The organism is Candidatus Magnetobacterium casense (genome assembly GCF_000714715.1).
GTDB classification, from domain to species: domain Bacteria; phylum Nitrospirota; class Thermodesulfovibrionia; order Thermodesulfovibrionales; family Magnetobacteriaceae; genus Magnetobacterium; species Magnetobacterium casense.
Map to the genome: position 1 here is coordinate 83,066 of NZ_JMFO01000006.1, position 19,494 is coordinate 102,559.

Here is a 19,494-nt window from a genome sequence, read left to right on the forward strand (position 1 = left end):
TTCATAATTATAACAGGTTTGTCTGTCTGTGACAGGATTGTCCGCCATTTGCTACCGCGTCAATATCGAAAGTATCCCCCGTAGGACGCGCAGGTGTATCAGGAACTCTTCCTTCGTGGAGATAGACCTGAGCCTGTTGAGCACATACCGGGGACGGAGGTAGAACTCCCTGTAGGCCCTCTTGTATGCCGCCTCGACCTCGGCGGCAGGGACTCCGGGAAGCTCCAGGATGGCATGTGCCATGTCGTAGTGACTCCAGTGCGTGTGCTTGATATAGCCGTTATCCATTGCCCACTGAAACAGGGCAGTTCCCGGAAACGGTGTTGTTATATTAAAGATGGCAAACTGTATATCGATTGCCTTTGAAAACGCAATTGTCTTTGTCATTCCCACGGGGCCTTCGCCGGGGAGGCCGAGCATGAAGGCACCCCTGATGTCTATTGCGGCATCCCTGGTCCACCTGATAACGTCGCCGTACCTGTTGCTGGTAACCTTCTTGTTTATGGCACGCAGGACGTCGTCCTCTGCCGTTTCAAAGCCGTACATGATCTGATGACACCCTGCCGCCTTCATCAGTTTCAGGATATCGGGACTGACCGTATCAACCCGTGCAAAGCATGACCAACTGATCTTAACGTTTTCTGAGATAAGCATGTTGCACAACTGCTCTACACGCTTGCGGTTGGCCGTGAAGGTATCGTCGTAAAAGGAAATCTCCCTTATGCCGTAGACGCTTTTGAGGTGAAGGATGTGCTCAAAAACGCCCTCTGCCGCCGTAACCCGCACACGTGAACCAAACATCGAGGAGAAACAAAACGTACATTTACCCGGACATCCCCGTGAGGTGATCATGCCAATGGATGGCGCCCGCCTGGCACTACCCAGGGCAGAGTGATACATGCGCATGGGGAGCTTTGCGTAGTTGGGCATGGGTAGGGCATTGAGGTCTGCGAAATCGCTGCTCTGTGGGTTCTGTATGACTTGGGCATCTGTGGTACGCCATGTGAGATTTGCAATGTTTTCAAGGGGTTGTTCGTTTGCAAGTGCAACGATGGCACCTTCGGCCTCGCCACGGATCACAAGGTCGCAGATGCCGCTTCTAACCAACTCCTCGTGGTATATGGTTGGATGTACGCCCCCCATGAGGAGTCGCACGTGTGGATAGCGACTGCGCACGGCAGAGGCTATCTTTACTGCCATGTCCATATCCGGCGTGGTCGCCGTTATACCCACGATGCTGTCCTGGTGAACGTCCATGACCAACAGCACGCCCGAGACATCGAGGTTTAGGGCCATCGCGTCTATTATCTGACTCTGATGCCCATGACGCTCAAGCAGTGCCGACAACAGCGCCAGACCAATTGGAGGGGTGATCGAGTTGATGACAGACCAGATGCTGCTCCTGGCCAGCGCCCTGTTGGGATTTATAAAGACAAAGTGCATGGCTGTCTCTCCTCAAACACCCTGGCTGACAATTCCGTACCTCGTGGTACACAAGAGACCGTAGCGACTTTTAACAATGTTACCTTGCAATAGTTATCTCCTAAGAAAAATAAAGAAGGGGAGCGGCTCTGCCCTCCCCTCAGACCCCTCCTGCAAGGGGACCAGTCCCCTTGACCCCTTCTTACCTTGTTGACGGCATGTAACGTCTCAAAAGGCTGAGGGATCAAACCTATCCGGGGGATATGTCCTCCCTGCGCACCTTGACGGCGTTGGCGTGTCCCTGGAGTCCTTCGGTTTGTGCAAGCAACTGCGTCTCTGCTGCCAGTGCATTAAAACCATTGCGGCTGAGATTAATCAGACTTGAGCGCTTTATAAAATCATACACCCCCAACGGGGAAAAGAACCGCGCCGACCCACCCGTGGGCAACGTATGATTGGGACCGGCTGCGTAATCGCCGATGACCTCGGCAGACCACTGACCCAGAAATATTGCGCCGGCGTTTTGTATCAGGGGCAGCTTGTTTTCGGGTTCTTCGGTCATTATTTCCAGGTGTTCGGGGGCTATTCTGTTTACGTAGTCAAATGCCTTCTCTGTTGATTCAACCACGATTATGGCACCAAATGCTGACAGAGATGCCGATGCGATCTCTTTTCTGGTCAGTGCGGCAAGTTGGCGTTGCAGTTCTTCGGCAACGCTCTGTGCAAGCGTCTCCGACGTTGTAATCAGTACGGAGGAGGCCATCTCATCATGTTCTGCCTGACTGAGCAGGTCTGCCGCAATAAATACCGGATTTGCAGACTGGTCGGCAACAATGAGTATCTCCGACGGGCCGGCTATCATATCGATATCGACCGTACCAAAGACAAGCTTTTTTGCCAGGGCCACATATATATTGCCCGGGCCGACTATCTTGTCCACCCCCTTTATGCTCTCAGTGCCAAAGGCCATTGCGGCGATGGCCTGTGCCCCGCCTATGCGATAGACCTCGGTTATGCCGGTGAGTTTGATTGCCGCCATCACGTGGGGGTTGATTTCACCGTGTGGGGTTGGCACGCACAAGGCGATCTCCCTGACTCCGGCCACCTGTGCCGCAACGGCATTCATCAACACCGTCGAGGGATAGGCGGCCTTGCCACCAGGGACATACAAACCAACACGGTGCAACGGCCTGATTACCTGACCAAACACACCATGGCCGTCTTCAAAACTCCAGGAGGAGTCAACCTGTCTGCGGTGGTAGACGTTGATGCGCCTGTACGACATCTTAAGCGCCTCTAAAAAACCGTCATCTACTCGTGCGGCATACTCGTCTATGGTGTCCTGTGACAGCCTGAACGAATCCAGGGTTATGCCATCAAATAATCTTGTAAGCTCCCTGACCTCCGCATCCCCACGCTCTTTAACACCTTGCAATATCTTTGTTACAGTAGCAAGAATCTCAACGTCAAACTCACCACGTTTCTTTAGGACCTTGTAGAACTCGTTGAATTCATATTCGCTGCGTATGTGCCTCATTGGATGTCTCCCGTTGAATATTGCTTATTGGATTGCCCATCAGATGCCACCGTATGCCCTGCAGGGTGGATTTTAATATGGGCAGTCGCAGAATTGAACTGCGGACACGAGGCTTTTCAGGCCTCTGCTCTACCGACTGAGCTAACTGCCCATACACAATATCTATTAAACCAGTTTGTGTGGACAGTTGTCAAGAGAAAAATTATATACTGAAATGATACAGGTTTTTTCAGGCATGATAATTGAGCGTGAAATAATGGGGTCAAGGGGACTTCTTCGTGCCCGGGGCGGGTGCGACCCGCTGCGACAAGATTGCGCCTCGCCCCTCCCCTTGCAGGGGGTTCTGAAGGGGCCAGGTGCGACCTGGAGCGAGAAAGAAGCGGAGCCGCCCCTTTCTTTAAGGGGCAGAGCGCCTCTGCCTTCTTAATTCTTACAGTCGCTTTTGCATTGTCCCCAGTATCTCAGACAGTATACCCGCGAGGTCGTACTTGAAATCCCACTGGGGATAATGTGTCTTGAACTTGCCGACGTCGCTGATCCACCAGATGTGATCGCCTATGCGGTTTGTTTCCACGTAACCGTAACGCATCCTGTTGCCCGTCAGACGCTCACAGATGGCGATTGCCTCAAGGATGGAGCAGTTTGAATGCCTCGAACCGCCTGCGTTGTAGACCGCCGCAATACCGGGACGCTGATAAAAGTGCCAGAACATGTTGACGAGATCGTGGCAATGGATATTGTCGCGCACCTGCTTGCCCTTGTAACCAAAGATGGTATATGGTTCTCTTACAATGGCGCACCTCATCAGGTACGACAGAAAGCCGTGCAACTGCGCCCCGCTGTGATTGGGGCCGGTCAGACATCCCCCCCTGAAACATACCGTCTTGATCCCAAAGTACCTGCCATACTCCTGCACCATCAGGTCGGCAGATGCCTTGCTTACGCCAAAGATTGAGTGCTTGCACTGGTCGATGCTCATCCCCTCGTCGATACCGTGCTTGTGGTAGGGATGATTGACGTCTATCTCCCAGCGCGTGTCATGTTCAACCAGGGGGAGCGAGTTGGGCGTATCGCCATAGACCTTGTTGGTCGATGTAAAGATAAACACGGCATCGGGGCAATACCGTCGTGTCAGTTCGAGCAGGGTCAGCGTTGCCGTGGCATTGACGGAGAAGTCGATCAACGGCTCCCCGGCAGCCCAATCGTGACTGGGCTGGGCGGCGGTATGCACAATCAGGCGGATATCCGTCCCGTATGCTGAAAACACTTCCTGCATGGCCACCGCATCACGGATATCGATGTCGTAGTGCCTGTAGTTTGCAACGGTCTCTCTGAGCCTCTGTCTGTTCCAGGAGGTCGAGGCCTCGGGACCGAAGAACATCTCCCGTAGATTGTTGTCTATGCCAAGTATGATGTCAAACTTGTCTGAGAAAAACTCCACCGATTCCCCGCCAATCAGCCCCGCGGAGCCGGTTATCAATGCTACATTCATCTCTCTATGTTAGCACAGATGCAGGGTTAAATCAACCCAGAGGCAATATGAAGCAGGGTAAATTTTCACCCGTCAACCATCACCCGTTGCCCGATGAGGATGTCAAACTGCTCGGAGGCACTTGCCTGGTTGACAAACAACTCCAGCGACCCACTGCTGTTGATCAGTGCACTAAACTGCAAATGCCCGGCCTCCTTATAGCAACCCATAAGAGGTAGTTCCTTGTCCCTGAAGATTATGCGCATCTGCCCTGGAGGGACACCCCGCAACGTTGTGTTGAGTATCCCTTCGTCTATGTTGGTGATGCAATTGCCAAAGCGATCAATGTAAACGACCTGCCCGCTGACAGAGCCACTGCCGACATCGACCGTGGGGACTGCCATGTCAAGCGTGATGAAGTCATCGATCCTGTGCCCCAGTCTTGTGGGGTCAAGGCCGTTGCTGAGGTGTGCGCAGAGGGGTGCAAAGATGTCTCTGCCGTGGAATGTCCTGCCGATGGCACCGCTGCCACCAGCGCCGTTGGCGCACTTGCGGAAGTACTCAGTGGCCGTTGCGTGATAGACCTGGAAGTCCCTTTTGACCTGGCTGTAGATGCACGAAAAGATGCCGTTGTCCGGCCCCACAAAAAAGTAGTCCTGCGTCACCACCACGATGGGACGCCTGCCTGACCCCACACCCGGGTCAACCACCGCCAGGTGTATCGTCCCCGCGGGGAAGACGCTAAAACTCCCTCCCAACATCAGCGCACCACCAATAACGTCGTATGGTGCAATCAGGTGGGTAATGTCAACCAGCGTCGCCGACGGGTTAAGCGTCAATATCACACCCTTCATCTGGGCAACAAAGGAGTCGTTGAGGCCAAAGTCGCTCAGGAGTGTAATGATAGCCTGCCCCTTTTTTAGCAGACCACGCCTCCAACCAGGTCGTTGACATGCGCCACGTCATGCCTGGTCATGTACTGCTCTATGCCGTCGATTACGTGTAATGCCGCCTGTGGGCTGACGAAGTTGGCCGTTCCAATGGCCACCGCCGTAGCCCCCGCAAGGATGAACTCTATGGCATCGGCCCCGGTCATGACTCCGCCCATGCCGATCAACGGCACAGCGGGCAACACCCTGTGCACCTGCCAGAGCATCCTCAGCGCAACGGGCTTTATGGCCGGCCCCGACAGCCCCCCCACGATGTTGGACAACCGCGGCCTTCTCGTTTCGATGTCTATTGCCATGCCAGTGAGCGTGTTTATCAGCGACAGGGCGTCGGCCCCGGCGTCAACCGCCACCTGTGCCATTTCGGTGATATCAGTAACGTTTGGTGAGAGCTTGACGATCAGAGGCAAGGACGTTGCCTGCCTGACCCGTCCCACCACCTCCGCCAGGACAACGGGATTGGTTCCAAAGGCGCTCCAAGAGGCTTCCTTGTTGGGACAGGAGACGTTCAACTCCAGTGCATCCACACCAACGGCATCGTCTAACATAGCCGCACCCTCGACAAACTCCGCGACAGTGTTGCCAAAGAAGTTTACGATTACGCAAGTGTCATACCGGCGTAAGAGCGGGAGTCTGTCCCGGACAAAGGCCGGTATGCCGATGTTTTGAAGCCCTATGCTGTTGAGCATACCGCAAGAGGTCTCCCATATCCGCGGCGGTGGGTTGCCCTGAGAAGATTTGACGGACAACCCCTTGACGACAATAGCCCCCAGCCTGCTCAAGTCGAAGAACTCCGCATACTCCAGCCCATAGCCGAAAGTTCCGGAGGCCGTCATCACGGGGTTTTTCAGTTGCAACCCGGCGATGGATACTTCAAGATTCATATCACGCTTAACCTAACGCAGAAAGGGGTCAAGGGGACTGGTCCCCTTGCGGGGGGTTTTGAAGGGGGGCGGAGCCGCCCCTTTCTTTTCTTTTTCTTTAGGATTAAGCTATTACGATTCATGAGGCACCAAGATGAGATCGTTGACGTTAAACACAGGGCCATCCTTGCACGCCAAACTGTAACCGTTGACGGTGCTGACGGCACACCCCAAGCAAGCTGCCGCACCACAAGCCATGCGCTCCTCAACGGATACAAACGCCTCAACGGTCCATCCGTTGACAGCGGAGAAATCGCCGTCTTTGGAAGCAAACATCCTGCACAACCGCTGAGTCATGGCATGTGGCCCGCAGGCATAGACCCTTATGGCTCCTGATGTTGCAGCCGAGGTTGTTGAGACGATGTAGCGGTGCAACTGCTCAAGGACGTTGCCCTTTTCCCCCACCGATCCGTCATCGCTTGTGATGCAGACCCTGGCAACCGGCGGGAGTTTTTCGGCAAAGAGGTCTCCGGCACTCCTGACGCCATAGAACAACACCGACTCCGGATAATCCCGCAGGAGCATCGCAACCGAAGCAATGCCTATCCCCCCGGCCACAACCACAAGCCTCTCACCCGTCCCAACGGTAGGAAAACCATTGCCAAGCGGCCCTATCAGCTCAAGCACAGTGCCAGGTGTACAGGCACTCAGAATACCGGTAAACCTTCCACGGAGCTTTATCATCAAGTGCAACAGGCCATCGTTGCTGTAGTCCATGCAACTAAACGGGCGCTTTAGCAGGGGGGCAAACGTTGCCCTACCGGCTGCCCCACCTTCAAGTGCCCCGCTGCACCCAACCATGTAAAACTGCCCGGCACTTGGGCGAGCCACCTCCGACATGGGCCTCAGAGCGAGCATAAAGACCTCAGCGTTGAGTCGCTCGTTTGAAACCACCTCAGCCCAAAACTGTCTACTCAAAGCTGATGCTTAACACCTCGTAGGTAATAGTCTTTGCAGGAACCTTTATACGCAACTCATCACCCACCTGCTTGCCCAACAGCGCCCTGCCCACCGGAGAGGTAACGGATATCTTGCCGTTTTTGGCATCGGCCTCATCGGCTCCAACGAGCGTAAACTGCTTCTCTTCTTCCGTGTCAACATCAAAGACGCTGACGGTGGCACCAAAGGCCACGGTGTTTTGCTTGAGTTTGGCAGGGTCAATCACCTGCGCCCGTGCGAGTTTGTCCTGTAGCTCCTGTATCCTGCCCTCAAGGAAGGACTGTCTCTCCCGTGCGGCGTGGTACTCGGCATTCTCAGACAGGTCCCCGTGTGCCCTTGCCGTGGCGATGTCTTTGATGTTCTGAGGTCTCTCTGTCTTCAACAACCTGTCAAGTTCCTCCTTGAGTTGCTTATACCCCCCTGGGGTCATCGGAACCCTTTCCATTCTAACCTCCTTTAAACATTATAGTAAGTACCTCGCTATAAAGACGTCCCCTCGCTTGTATAGGGAAAGCGGTCTGCACTGCCTTTATTACATTATATACCATATCATGAAATATTAACAAACACAAGAAAAGAAGAGCAAGCACTGTTGACCATACCAAGGATATTTTCTACGGACCTTGACACTTACGCTTGAGCTATTTTATCATGCAATATGGATTGAGGCAGGGGTGACTCACCCTGTTTTTTTTTATACAATCTCAGTAACAGGCTCAGTAACAGGTGCAGTGAAGAATCTGTGTTCAGTACCAATTTTATTGGTCTGAAAAACCAATAAATAATTGTTTTGCGGAGGTCTGTATAATGTTATTAAATAATGGGAGAAAGTGGTTAGTTTTGTTTGTCCTGTGTTTTGCACTTGGTGTTCCGGCGATGTCTTTTGCAGTGTCGGCTAATCCTGGTGTCAGTGAGTTGGAACAACCCGATGGCAACATAGTGATGGTGGTCATTGGTGGGAATGAGTGGTCAAACTGGGTGGAGACGGTCGGTGGGTATACAATAGACCGGGGCAGCGATGGTTATTGGTACTACGTTACAGGGTATGATGCTGCCAACAGGCCCGTGTTAAGTGCAATACAAGCAAACGAAGAACCAGCAGGACTGAGCAAACACGTCTCACCATTACGCGACGGAAAGATCACGCATAATGAAAGCCGGCAATGGGCACTGGCGGCCGCTCCACAGGGGACGCTTAACGGCAAGGTACTCTTCATCCTGGTACAGTTCACTGACATATCGGGCACTTATACCGAAAGTGACTTTTCAAGTGTCCTGGTGAATAACCTTAAAGACTATTATTACAAGGCCTCTAACGGCAAGGTAACGTTATCCCCGGCCAATGAATCCTTTGGAACTGCCAACAATGGTGTGGTGGGCTGGCTAACCTTGAACTACGACCACCCCAATACGGGTGGAAATACAGGCGACAGCAACCGACAACTTGCACGTGACGCCATAGTAGCGGCAGACCCCTACGTGGACTACGCCTCATATGATACCAATCATGATGGCTACGTTGATGCAAGCGAACTTGCCGTAGTGGTCATAGCGGCAGGGTATGAACGCTCCTACAGCGCCACCTACACGCCAAGCGTATGGGGGCATCAGTGGAGTCTGGGATGGGGTTCCGTATCTTCACCAACGGCAGATGGTGTCTACGTTGGCGATTACCATAGCGGGACTGGTGGATATGTACAGTTTGGTGAGGTACACCAGGGTAGTGCAAGCAACAAGCACAAAGCCACCGTGGGTATCATGGCGCATGAGCTGGGGCACTTGATATTTGACCTGCCAGACCTCTACGATACGGATAAATCCTCCAAGGGGCTTGGTTATTTTTGTCTGATGGCCTCAGGCAGTTGGGGGATGGCCTCAGCGGATACTTACAGCGGAGCAACACCGGTGCTACCCGGCGCATGGGTCAGGTCAACCCTGGGGTGGATAGACGCCTATATTGCACCGGGAAACATCGCTCTTGCTGCCATTGGCGACTCCTCGGCTACTGCCTCTAACACGGTGTATAAGGCTACAACCAGTATTGCAAACGAGTACTTCCTGGTTGAGAACAGACAGCCACAAGGTTACGACAAAGGCTTGGAGAGATGGTTGGGGAACAGCTTTGGAGGTCTGGCAATATTTCACATAGACGACAATGTTGCAGACAACGACGAAGATACCCATCGTAAGGTTGACCTTGTTGAGGCAGACGGCACTGAGGACAGTTACGGTGGTGAATCAACCGACCTGTGGTATGCCGGTAACGCAACAACATTTAACGATACATCAAGCCCAAATAGTAAACTCTATAATGGCAGTAGTTCCGGTGTTTCGATAAGCTCTATTTCGGCCAAAGGCATCGCCATGACAGCCAGTACGTCAGGAGGCAATGACAATAACACGGTCTTTTCGCATGTTGAGAGGGACTTTGATGGCGATGGCAAGGGCGATATTCTGTGGCACAATACAAAAACAGGCGATGTCGTAATCTGGTTAATGAACGGATCGAGTATATCCCAAAGCAGTCTGGTTGCCAATATGTCTCTGGATTGGAAGCTCAAGGGCATCGGTGACTTTAACGGCGACGGAAAGAGCGACACCCTGTGGCAAAATACTACAAGTGGCGACGTAGTCATGTGGTTGATGAATGGTGTAACGATAAGCAGTGCAGGAGTTGTCGTAAAAGGTATCCCATCGTATTGGACGATCAAGGCGGTGGCTGACTTCAACGGCGATGGCAAGGCAGACGTTCTGTGGCAGAACACCAGTGACGGTGATGTTGCCATGTGGCTAATGAACGGCATGGCGATAAGCAGTGGCAATTATGTCGTAAAGGGTATCCCGAGCAATTGGCAGATTAAAGCGGTTGGCGATTTTGATGGTGATGGCAGGGCTGATGTCCTTTGGCAGGAGACGGCATCAGGCGACGTAGCCATGTGGCTACTCAATGGCATGACGATAGTTAGTGGCAATTACGTGGTGCGTGGTATCCCCACCAACTGGCAGATAAAGGCAGTGGGAGATTTTGACGGCGACGGCAAGACAGATGTCCTTTGGCAGGAGACAACATCAGTTGACGTGGCCATGTGGCTGCTAAACGGCATGACGATAGGCAGTGGTAACTACGTGGTGCGCGGCCTGTCGGGCAACTGGCAAGTTTTGACAACGGGAGATTTCAACGGCGATGCCAAATCTGACGTTGTCTTGCAAGACAACAATAACGGTGACATATACATCTGGCTGATGAATGGTGCAACGATAACCGACGGCAGCTTTGCTACACGTGGACTTCCCCTTGACTGGTGGACCAAGTAGATAGTATTGGAGAAAGGAGGGGTGACCTGACTTATTCCCCCTCCAGCCCCATTCAGAATGGATGCAGACAAAGAAAACAGATTAGGTGCTATCTTAATAAACAGCGGTCTTATAACTCAGGAACAGTTAGACGAGGCATTGCAGAGACAGAAGGTCAACAAGAACCGTCTGGGAGTAAACCTTGTCAACATGGGATACGTCACAGAGGGCGATATAGTGGGGGCCTTTTCAAAGCAGCTCAAGATTGTCTGCACCGACCTCTCTGTCGCCAAACCCAGTGACGAGGCACTGCAAATAATCCCCGAAGAGCTGGCAAAGAGATACCTGACCCTGCCCCTGACAATCGAAAACGACGAACTTGTTGTAGTCATGGCCGACCCCACGGACTTATCCCTGAAGAATGCCATAGAATTTGCCACCGACAGGCCTGTCAGACCAACTGTGGCCACACCAACGGATATACGAAAGGCCATCCAGAAGTTCTATGCCGGCGTTGAGAGACTCAAGCTCGGCCAGATACTGTTGAAGTCCTATGTCATAAATGAAGAACAACTGCAAAAGGCACTGCAACTGCAACGTACCAGCGGCAAGAAATTGGGTAACATACTTATCGATATGGCAATCGTCACCGAAGAAGATATCCTGCGGGCCTATAGCGTGCAGATGGGGTTCCCTTACGTAGACCTGTCACTGATAAAAGCTGATCGGCGTGCCCTGAGCCTAATCTCCCAGTCCGTTGCCACGAAGAGTCTCATATTTCCATACATGCTGACAGACCGGGTGCTGGTGATGGCAATGGCCGACCCCCTGGATATAAAGACGATAAACGCTATCACAATTACCTCTTCAATGATAATCAAGGTAACGGTGTCCTCACCCGGCAAGATAGAGGAGGCAATCCGGATACATTATCAGCCACTTGCGCACAACAAGTCGGGCGAACTTACCCCCCCACAGATACTCTGCCGGTTAAACCATCCGTACAGGCAACGTCGGCCAAGCTGACCGATCTGTTTCTGAGTTCCGGCCTGATAAGCAAAAATGACCTGGATATCGCTCTTAACGAGCAAAAACGCACAAGGAGAAACATCACCACTATTTTCTCAGACCTGGGCATGGTGAGGGAGAAGGATATGGCCAGAACCCTGGCTCTGTACTATGATGTTTCATACCGGGACATATCCAACGTTGAGATAGCGCCGGAGGCCATCCGTTGCATACCGGAGAAGATCGCCTCAAGGCATTTGATCTTACCCCTGCTTGTTGATAAAAACACCCTGCACATAGCCATCAGCAACCCCCAGTATACAGACGCCATAGACACCGTGAAGTTTCTCACAGGCAAGGACATAAGGATTGCAATCGCCACCCCCTCAAGTATCCGTATAGCAATTAACAAACACTATCATGGCATCCCGTTTAAGAGACTCGGTGATATCCTGCTGGAATCCAACCTGATAAGCTACGATGACCTTGTGTTATGCCTGAAGAAACAAAAAGAGACCAGAAGAAGACTGGGCGAAATAATCATAAAGGAGGACCTGGTCAGTGAAGACAACGTATACAAGGCCTTTGCCAGACAGTTGAATATGGACTACAGCAATATCCTTCTTGCCCCGCCGGTTTCCGACGTCCTTAAGCTAATATCGGAGGATGTTGCCGGCAGATACCAGGTGTTTCCCGTAAAGAGTGACAGCAGGACGATAACAGTTGCCATGGTCAATCCCCTGTGCGTGGAGACCCTCAACTATGTAAGAAAGATTACCGGCAGAAGTATACACCCAACCCTCACCTCGCCATCATCTATAAAGAAGGCAATCCAAAAGTTCTACCGTTTTGAAGACCCGCTGCACGACATCACCCAGGGGATTGACCTCATTGAGTTCAGGCCGGCAGACGAACCCGAGGAAGATATCTCAACTGGCAGCGATGCCGCCCCCGTAGTGCGTATCGTAAACGGTATAATCATACAGGCCATAAAGGCGGGTGCCAGCGACATACACCTGGAACCGGAGGCTGATTCCACTGTTATAAGAAACAGGATCGATGGCGCTCTCAGGGAGATAAAACGACTCCCCAAGGGCATACACGGCGCCATCGTGTCACGCTTCAAGATCATAGCGGCACTTGATATTGCAGAGCGCAGGATGCCCCAGGATGGCAAGATCAAGTTCAACTACAATGACCGTAAGATAGAACTGCGGTTGGCAACGCTGCCCACAGTGTATGGAGAGTCAATAGTGCTCCGAGTGCTGGCCTCCAGCAAGCCCCTGCCCTTAGAGGCGCTCAACATGTCTGCAAGGGACCTGAGGGAGTTTAAGGGGGTGCTTGTCAAGCCATACGGGTTGATACTGGTGGGCGGCCCTACAGGTTCCGGTAAGACTACTACACTGCACGCCGCCCTGGGGTTTATCAACAAACCCGATAAGAAGATATGGACAATCGAGGACCCCGTGGAGATAACCCAGCCCGGTCTTAACCAGGTGGAGGTCAAGTCCAGGATAGAGTTGGACTTTGCCCGTGCCATGCGTGCATTTCTGAGGGCCGACCCCGACGTGATCATGGTGGGTGAGATGAGGGATTACGAAACAGCCTCTATGGGGATCAAGGCATCCCTCACGGGACATCTCATTCTGAGCACGTTACACACAAATAACGCAGCAGAGACTGTTACCAGATTGATCGATATAGGGCTGGACCCCTTTAACTTCGCCGCTGCCCTCCTGGGAGTCCTGGCGCAACGTCTTGTGCGCACCCTGTGCAAGGACTGCAGGCAACCATACAACCCCACAGAGGAGGAGTTCGCACAACTTGCCCAGGTCTACGGGGTGGAGGCCTTTTCAGCCCTTGGTATGACGCACCGGCAGAACCTCACCCTCTACAGGGCAAAGGGGTGTGAAACCTGTGCTCAGAGCGGCTACAAAGGCAGGATCGGCATTTTTGAGTTCCTGCTGGTCACAGATGCCGTCAAAAAACTCATCCAGACCAAGGCCCCCCTTGAAGATATAAGACAACAGGCCATCAGAGATTCCATGACAACCCTCATGCAAGACGGCATCCTGAAGGTACTAAACGGCTCCACCGACCTGGCGCAGGTCAGGGCCGTGTGTACGTAGCCGCTGTGTAATAAACGCATTCTTGCTGTACTTCAGCGTTGTGTGCAAGGGGGCTTTTTCGGGTAGCACTCCAGTCCGGTGTGGTCTCATCGCTTAAGCACAGTAACAATGCCATACTACGAAAATATAAAAGTGGCTTAAATACTGGCAAACACGGTTGATTGTGGTGCTACCGTCGCTGTTGACACCTCTGGAAATGTCTATATTGTTGATTCGCATGGTAACTGTATCCAGAAGTTTACATCAGAAAGAGTTATCACCACATGGCATGGCAATTAGTATAATCTCCTTATTTCTGCCTGAACACTGTAAAATTCATCCCAAGCCCCCCGCAATATGATGGGTCAAGGGGGCTCATTTTAACTACGTTGAAGCGCTATATCCTCTAACGTGATTTTTCTAAACACATCTTTACTTCCAAAACGTACCACGGCATCTAAAATCTCTATACCTGCGATCCGCCCTTCAGAGTCATAATCAATCGCAACTCCCTCAGCCACATGTTCAGTTGTCACAGTGGCCTCTATAAAACGTATATAGAGGGCATCAACTTCCGGGTCATAAGTTATTGTCATTTGTCCACCTCTTTATTAAAGTAATACGCATAGACTGTTATTACAACCAGTTCTGTTTCTTCCTCGACAAATACCGGTTTAATCTGCTTATACTTGTAATATTTCTTATTCCATTCTCTTTCAAATGTAAAGTCCTTACTCGCCTGCAGTCTTCCACGGTTAGCCGGCTCCCATTTTGAACTTAGTATGGCCTCATATATTTCACTTTCTTGTACACCACGATAATCTGATTGCACTCTGGCATGAATTGATAATCTAATAGGCTTCATACTAATAGGAGCGTACCATGTTAAGCCTGACAATGTCAATATAGGGTCCGAGGGTGCCAGGACAATGCACCCCCGCAGGAAGGGGTCAAGGGGGCAGCGCCCCCTTCTTTCTTTTCTTTTTTCTTAGCATTTTTTTGTATCACAATTTTAGAGCGATCTGTGGTATTATACATGTTTGTAGATTGTTACAGGTGGGGGTGTCCCGCCGCAGTAAAGAAAAGGTGATATAGAAAAAGAATGTTAAACAGCAATACGCGCAATTTCTCAATAATCGCGCACATCGATCACGGCAAGTCCACGCTGGCCGACCGGTTCCTTGAGATGACCGGGGCACTGAGCCAGAAGGAGATGATGACCAAACAGGTACTTGATAGCATGGACCTCGAAAAAGAACGCGGCATCACCATCAAGGCCCATGCCGTAAGGATCGTCTACAGGGCACTGGACAACCAGGAGTACGTCCTGAACCTGATCGACACACCGGGACACGTTGACTTCTCCTACGAGGTCTCACGGTCGCTGGCCTCCTGCGAGGGGGCGCTGTTGGTCGTGGATGCCACCCAGGGGGTCGAGGCACAAACGCTCGCCAACACATACCTTGCGCTGGAGCACAACCTCGAGATCATCCCCGTCATCAACAAGATAGACCTGCCCCAGGCCGAACCAGACAGGGTCATCAAGCAGATAGAGGACGTCATAGGCATGGATTGCACCGAGGCCATACTGACATCGGCAAAGAGCGGCATCGGTGTCAGAGACATCCTTGAGGCGATCATCCGAAAGATTCCGCCCCCCGACGGCAACAACGACGCACCGCTGCGGGCGCTCATCTTTGACTCCTGGTTTGACAACTACAAGGGGGTCATAGTTTTATTGAGGGTGTTTGATGGTATAATAAAACCGGGTATGAGAATAAAGATGATGTTCAGCAATAAGGAGTTTGAGGTGCTGGATGTGGGCGTATTTACACCCAAGCCAAAGTTTGTAAAGACCTTGGCAAGCGGTGAGGTCGGGTTTATTTCGGCCAACATCAAAAACGTCAGCGACACCAAGATGGGCGACACCATCACCGGTTGCCTCAATCCATCGACAATGCCGCTACCGGGGTATAAGGAGGTCAAGCCGATGGTGTTTTGTGGCTTCTACCCCGCCGAGACCCAGCAGTACGAGGAACTAAGGGACGCCCTACTGAAGCTCAAGCTCAACGACGCATCGTTTAGTTTCGAGCCGGAGTCCTCGACGGTGCTTGGATTCGGCTTCCGGTGCGGATTCCTCGGGCTGTTGCACATGGACATCATCAAGGAACGCCTCGAACGCGAGTTCAATCTCTCTCTGATAAGCACCGCTCCCACGGTTATATACAGGGTCACCGAAAAAAACGGAGACGTCGTCTACATAGACAATCCATCACAGTTGTCGGAGACGTATTTAAAGATAGAAGAACCTTATATCAAGGCAACGATATTTGTCCCGGAGCGATTTGTAGGCAATATCCTGGAACTGTGCCAGGACAAACGCGGACTGCAAAAGGACTTTTCGTTCTACGGCAAGGACCGTGTCATGGTGGTATACGAACTTCCGATGAACGAAATCCTGTGGGACTTCTACGACCGGCTCAAGTCTATATCCAAGGGGTACGCCTCGATGGACTACGATCTCATCGGCTACAAGGAGGCAGACCTGACAAAGCTGGACATCCTGATAAACGGTGCATCGGTGGATGCCCTGTCACTGATAATCCACAAGGACAAGGCCTATCAAAAGGGCCGACAGGTGGTGGAGAGCCTCCGCAGCGCGGTGCCAAGACAGCTCTACGAGGTGGCGATACAGGCGGCCATCGGCAGAAAAATCATAGCCAGGGAGAGCGTCAAGGCCCTCAGGAAGGACGTTATAGCAAAGTGTTACGGCGGCGACATTACCAGAAAACGGAAACTGATAGAGAAACAAAAAGAGGGTAAGAAGCGCATGAAACAGTTCGGAAAGATAGAGCTGCCCCAGGAGGCATTCCTTGCTGTGATGAGGGTGGATAAGTGAACCAGGAAGAGAATCAATCAGATAATCAGACAGTGAAGCAAACAAGGAAGAGCCTGCTGCGTGAGTACGTTGAGTCTATAGTAACGGCGCTGGTGCTGGCCCTGCTGATAAGGGCGTTTGTCATTCAGGCATTTAAGATACCCTCGGGGTCTATGATCCCCACGCTCCTGGTGGGTGACCACATACTGGTGAAGAAGTTCACCTATGGTGTGCAGATACCGTTTACGGATAAAAAGATACTGGTTTTTAACTCGCCCCAGCGGGGTGAGGTTATAGTGTTCAAGTTCCCCGAGGATACGTCACGGGACTTCATCAAGCGTGTCATAGCCAAAGAGGGAGACGTCGTGGAAGTAAAGAAAAAAAAGCTGTACGTTAATGGCGCCCCCATGACCGAACCCTACGCACAGTACGTTGATACCACCGGTGCAACCAACTCCGTCCCCCGCGACAACCTCGGCCCCATTACGGTGCCCAAGGGCAATATCTTTGTGATGGGAGACAACAGGGATCAGAGCTATGACAGCCGCTTCTGGGGATTTGTGGATATTTCACTGGTCAAGGGTGAGGCATTGATCATATATTGGTCGTGGGATAGTAATAGTAACTGGGTACGATTTAACAGATTAGGGAGGTTAGTAAAATGAAGGCTGTGTTTAACCAAAGGGGTGAGGGACCGTTAATGCCCATACTCTCAATAGCATTTGTTGGTTTTTTGTGTTATGTGGGATATCTGTTTGGGATGCCATATTACAAATATGACTCTCTCAAGTCCGAAGTCACACAGATAGCAAGACTTGGTGGCACTCAACAGAAGACCCTTGAGATGGTCTACGACAAGGTAATAGACTTGGGGTTGGAGCCGCTGCTGAAAAAGGAACACATAGAAGTGAAGATCGACAACAAGAGGATCAACGTGAAGGCCGGATGGACTGAACATGTCGATGTCCTTGGGTTTTATCAGAAGGACCTGGACTTCAAGCTCGACGTCACGCAGTAGGCATTGTTTACAGGCATAATAGAGGCAATAGGCGACGTTGTGACCTTTAACCGCAGGCACGACGTCGTGCAATTGGGCGTCAGGCAAGGGGTGATGGCACCACGGGCCTCCATAGGAGACAGCGTTGCCATAGACGGCGTGTGCCTGACGGTGGTGCGTAAGGAGTCGGGGACGATGTTCTTTGACGTTTCACACCAGACACTCAAGGACACGACCTTCGGTGAGTTTCGCCCCGGTGTACACGTAAACATGGAACTTGCAATGACACTGAACAACCGCATCGGCGGACACCTGGTCACGGGTCACGTCGATGGCGTGGGGCGCCTACGGTCAAAGGAGCAGCGCGGCGACGGTGGTGGTTTTGACCTCTGCGTAGAGGCAAGTGCCGACATCCTCCGATACGTGATACGCAAAGGCTCCATAGCGGTGGATGGCATAAGTCTGACGGTTGCGGAGGTCTCCGCAACGGACTTTACGGTGGTCATCATACCGCACACCTCGATGGTGACAACACTCCAGCTCAAATCCTCCGGCCAGCGTGTAAACCTCGAGGTCGATATGATAGGCAAATATGTAGAACGCTTTGTGTTAAACTATACAGGCGGTGGCAACAGTGCCACAGGGAGTGTTCCGGCAACGGATGATGACAAACTGTTAAAAAAGCTCAAAGAGGAAGGCTTTATATTGCCTGCAAAAATATAATTAATTAATGATGAGGTGCAATGGATACGTTTAACACAATAGATGAGGCTATCAAGGACATAGAGGAAGGCAAGATAATAATCCTGATAGATGACGAGGACAGGGAGAACGAAGGCGACTTCTGCATGGCCGCCGAAATGGTGACCCCGGAGGCAATAAACTTCATGGCACGCTACGGACGAGGTTTGATCTGTCTGAGCCTCACGCCTGAGCGGGTGCAGCACCTGAACCTGCCGATGATGACGTCGGAGAACACGTCGTCTTTTGGGACGGCTTTCACGGTGTCGATAGAGGCGCGCAGGGGAGTGACCACAGGGATTTCCGCCAAGGACAGGGCCACGACCATACTGACGGCCATATCGCCCAAGGCCCGCCCGGAGGACCTTGCCAGACCCGGACACATCTTCCCCCTGAGGGCCAAACCCGGTGGCGTGCTGCAACGCGCCGGTCAAACGGAGGGTTCGGTAGACATGGCACGTCTGGCGGGTCTGTGTCCGGCTGGTGTCATATGCGAAATCATGAACGACGATGGCACTATGGCGCGCGTGCCGCAGTTGATGGAGGTTGCCAGGACGCATGGCCTTAAGATCATCACAATTGCCGAACTCATCAAGTATCGTCTAAAGAACGAGCGACTGATCCACAAGGTTGCGGAGGTCTATTTTCCGACGAAACACGGGGGCGACTTCACGGCCATAGCTTACGAAAACAAGCTGGATGCCAATACCCACATGGCCCTCGTCAAGGGCAACGTTACAACGGATGAGCCGGTAGCAGTGCGTGTTCACTCCGAGTGCCTGACAGGGGATGTATTTGGTTCCAGGCGGTGTGATTGCGGAGAACAGTTGAAACGGGCAATGGAACTCATCAATGAATATGGTCGCGGGGTCATCCTGTACATGAGACAGGAGGGCAGAGGCATTGGTCTGGCAAACAAGCTCAAGGCCTATGAGCTGCAAGACAAGGGCATGGATACCGTTGAGGCCAACATAGAGCTGGGGTTTGAGGCCGACCTCAGAGACTACGGCATCGGGGCACAGATACTGGTAGACCTGGGGATCAAGAACATCCGCCTGATGACCAACAATCCCCGCAAGATAGTCGGCCTGGAAGGCTATGGGTTAAGCGTCGTAGAGAGGGTGCCCATTGAGATAACCCCCTCGGAGAAAAACATAGTCTACTTGACAACCAAAAAACAGAAGATGGGACACATACTGGATGAAGTGTAACGAAAAAGAGGAGCTTAA

General features: G+C 52.1%; 18 protein-coding genes and 1 tRNA gene. 9 read left to right on the forward strand and 10 right to left on the reverse strand.

What is annotated here, in order from left to right:
- Positions 1-51: 51 nt before the first annotated feature.
- The 8 genes from Mcas_RS05170 to greA form a co-directional block, all read right to left on the reverse strand.
- Positions 52-1,443 (reverse strand): B12-binding domain-containing radical SAM protein, encoded by a 1,392-nt coding sequence (locus tag Mcas_RS05170; protein ID WP_040334450.1) that lies wholly within the window; start codon positions 1,441-1,443, stop codon positions 52-54.
- Positions 1,444-1,672: 229 nt separating this feature from the next.
- Entirely contained in the window at positions 1,673-2,959 is a 1,287-nt protein-coding gene (gene hisD / locus Mcas_RS05175; protein ID WP_040334451.1) for a histidinol dehydrogenase, read from the reverse strand.
- A gap of 78 nt (positions 2,960-3,037) precedes the next feature.
- Positions 3,038-3,110, reverse strand: a tRNA-Phe gene (locus Mcas_RS05180).
- A 279-nt stretch (positions 3,111-3,389) separates the two neighbouring features.
- Positions 3,390-4,451: an NAD-dependent epimerase/dehydratase family protein gene (locus tag Mcas_RS05185; protein WP_040334452.1), complete on the reverse strand. Its 1,062-nt coding sequence runs from the start codon at positions 4,449-4,451 to the stop codon at positions 3,390-3,392.
- Positions 4,452-4,516: 65 nt separating this feature from the next.
- Positions 4,517-5,356, reverse strand: coding sequence for an SAM hydrolase/SAM-dependent halogenase family protein (locus tag Mcas_RS05190; protein ID WP_040334453.1), 840 nt, complete (start codon positions 5,354-5,356; stop codon positions 4,517-4,519).
- Entirely contained in the window at positions 5,350-6,261 is a 912-nt protein-coding gene (locus Mcas_RS05195; RefSeq protein ID WP_040334454.1) for a dihydroorotate dehydrogenase, read from the reverse strand. The genes Mcas_RS05190 and Mcas_RS05195 overlap by 7 nt, the downstream gene beginning before the upstream one ends.
- Before the next feature lie 111 nt (positions 6,262-6,372).
- Complete coding sequence (locus tag Mcas_RS05200; RefSeq protein WP_156033162.1) at positions 6,373-7,218, reverse strand: iron-sulfur cluster-binding protein; 846 nt, start codon at positions 7,216-7,218, stop codon at positions 6,373-6,375.
- Positions 7,211-7,684, reverse strand: coding sequence for a transcription elongation factor GreA (gene greA / locus Mcas_RS05205; RefSeq protein WP_040334456.1), 474 nt, complete (start codon positions 7,682-7,684; stop codon positions 7,211-7,213). Before greA ends, Mcas_RS05200 begins: the two co-directional genes overlap by 8 nt.
- A 362-nt stretch (positions 7,685-8,046) precedes the next feature.
- Here greA and Mcas_RS16315 point away from each other — a divergent pair, with 362 nt between their 5' ends.
- The 4 genes from Mcas_RS16315 to Mcas_RS19150 all read left to right on the forward strand — a co-directional run bounded on the left by Mcas_RS16315 (position 8,047) and on the right by Mcas_RS19150 (position 13,949).
- Positions 8,047-10,554, forward strand: coding sequence for a M6 family metalloprotease domain-containing protein (locus Mcas_RS16315; protein WP_052566884.1), 2,508 nt, complete (start codon positions 8,047-8,049; stop codon positions 10,552-10,554).
- Positions 10,555-10,611: 57 nt separating this feature from the next.
- Positions 10,612-11,559, forward strand: coding sequence for a cyclic di-GMP-binding domain-containing protein, MshE-related (locus tag Mcas_RS05215; RefSeq protein WP_040334457.1), 948 nt, complete (start codon positions 10,612-10,614; stop codon positions 11,557-11,559).
- Positions 11,560-11,687: 128 nt separating this feature from the next.
- Positions 11,688-13,670 (forward strand): type II/IV secretion system protein, encoded by a 1,983-nt coding sequence (locus tag Mcas_RS05220; protein WP_162176262.1) that lies wholly within the window; start codon positions 11,688-11,690, stop codon positions 13,668-13,670.
- Positions 13,671-13,814: 144 nt separating this feature from the next.
- On the forward strand, positions 13,815-13,949 hold the full coding sequence (locus Mcas_RS19150; protein WP_353740383.1) for a hypothetical protein: 135 nt from the start codon (positions 13,815-13,817) through the stop codon (positions 13,947-13,949).
- A gap of 80 nt (positions 13,950-14,029) precedes the next feature.
- On the opposite strand, the gene Mcas_RS05225 is transcribed toward Mcas_RS19150, so the two are convergent.
- Positions 14,030-14,245 carry a DUF2283 domain-containing protein gene (locus Mcas_RS05225; protein WP_040334458.1) on the reverse strand — a complete coding sequence of 72 codons (216 nt, stop codon included), beginning with the start codon at positions 14,243-14,245 and terminating at the stop codon, positions 14,030-14,032.
- Complete coding sequence (locus Mcas_RS05230; RefSeq protein ID WP_040334459.1) at positions 14,242-14,514, reverse strand: hypothetical protein; 273 nt, start codon at positions 14,512-14,514, stop codon at positions 14,242-14,244. Before Mcas_RS05230 ends, Mcas_RS05225 begins: the two co-directional genes overlap by 4 nt.
- A gap of 237 nt (positions 14,515-14,751) precedes the next feature.
- Here Mcas_RS05230 and lepA point away from each other — a divergent pair, with 237 nt between their 5' ends.
- The 5 genes from lepA to Mcas_RS05255 are packed head-to-tail and all read left to right on the forward strand — an operon-like array spanning position 14,752 to position 19,476.
- On the forward strand, positions 14,752-16,548 hold the full coding sequence (gene lepA, locus Mcas_RS05235; RefSeq protein WP_040334460.1) for a translation elongation factor 4: 1,797 nt from the start codon (positions 14,752-14,754) through the stop codon (positions 16,546-16,548).
- Positions 16,545-17,192, forward strand: coding sequence for a signal peptidase I (lepB, locus tag Mcas_RS05240; protein ID WP_235203278.1), 648 nt, complete (start codon positions 16,545-16,547; stop codon positions 17,190-17,192). The genes lepA and lepB overlap by 4 nt, the downstream gene beginning before the upstream one ends.
- Positions 17,189-17,545, forward strand: a complete 357-nt coding sequence (locus Mcas_RS05245; protein ID WP_040334461.1) for a hypothetical protein — start codon at positions 17,189-17,191, stop codon at positions 17,543-17,545. The genes lepB and Mcas_RS05245 overlap by 4 nt, the downstream gene beginning before the upstream one ends.
- Before the next feature lie 3 nt (positions 17,546-17,548).
- Complete coding sequence (locus Mcas_RS05250; protein ID WP_040334462.1) at positions 17,549-18,247, forward strand: riboflavin synthase; 699 nt, start codon at positions 17,549-17,551, stop codon at positions 18,245-18,247.
- Positions 18,248-18,267: 20 nt separating this feature from the next.
- Positions 18,268-19,476 carry a bifunctional 3,4-dihydroxy-2-butanone-4-phosphate synthase/GTP cyclohydrolase II gene (locus Mcas_RS05255; RefSeq protein ID WP_040334463.1) on the forward strand — a complete coding sequence of 403 codons (1,209 nt, stop codon included), beginning with the start codon at positions 18,268-18,270 and terminating at the stop codon, positions 19,474-19,476.
- The last annotated feature ends 18 nt before the right edge of the window (positions 19,477-19,494 follow it).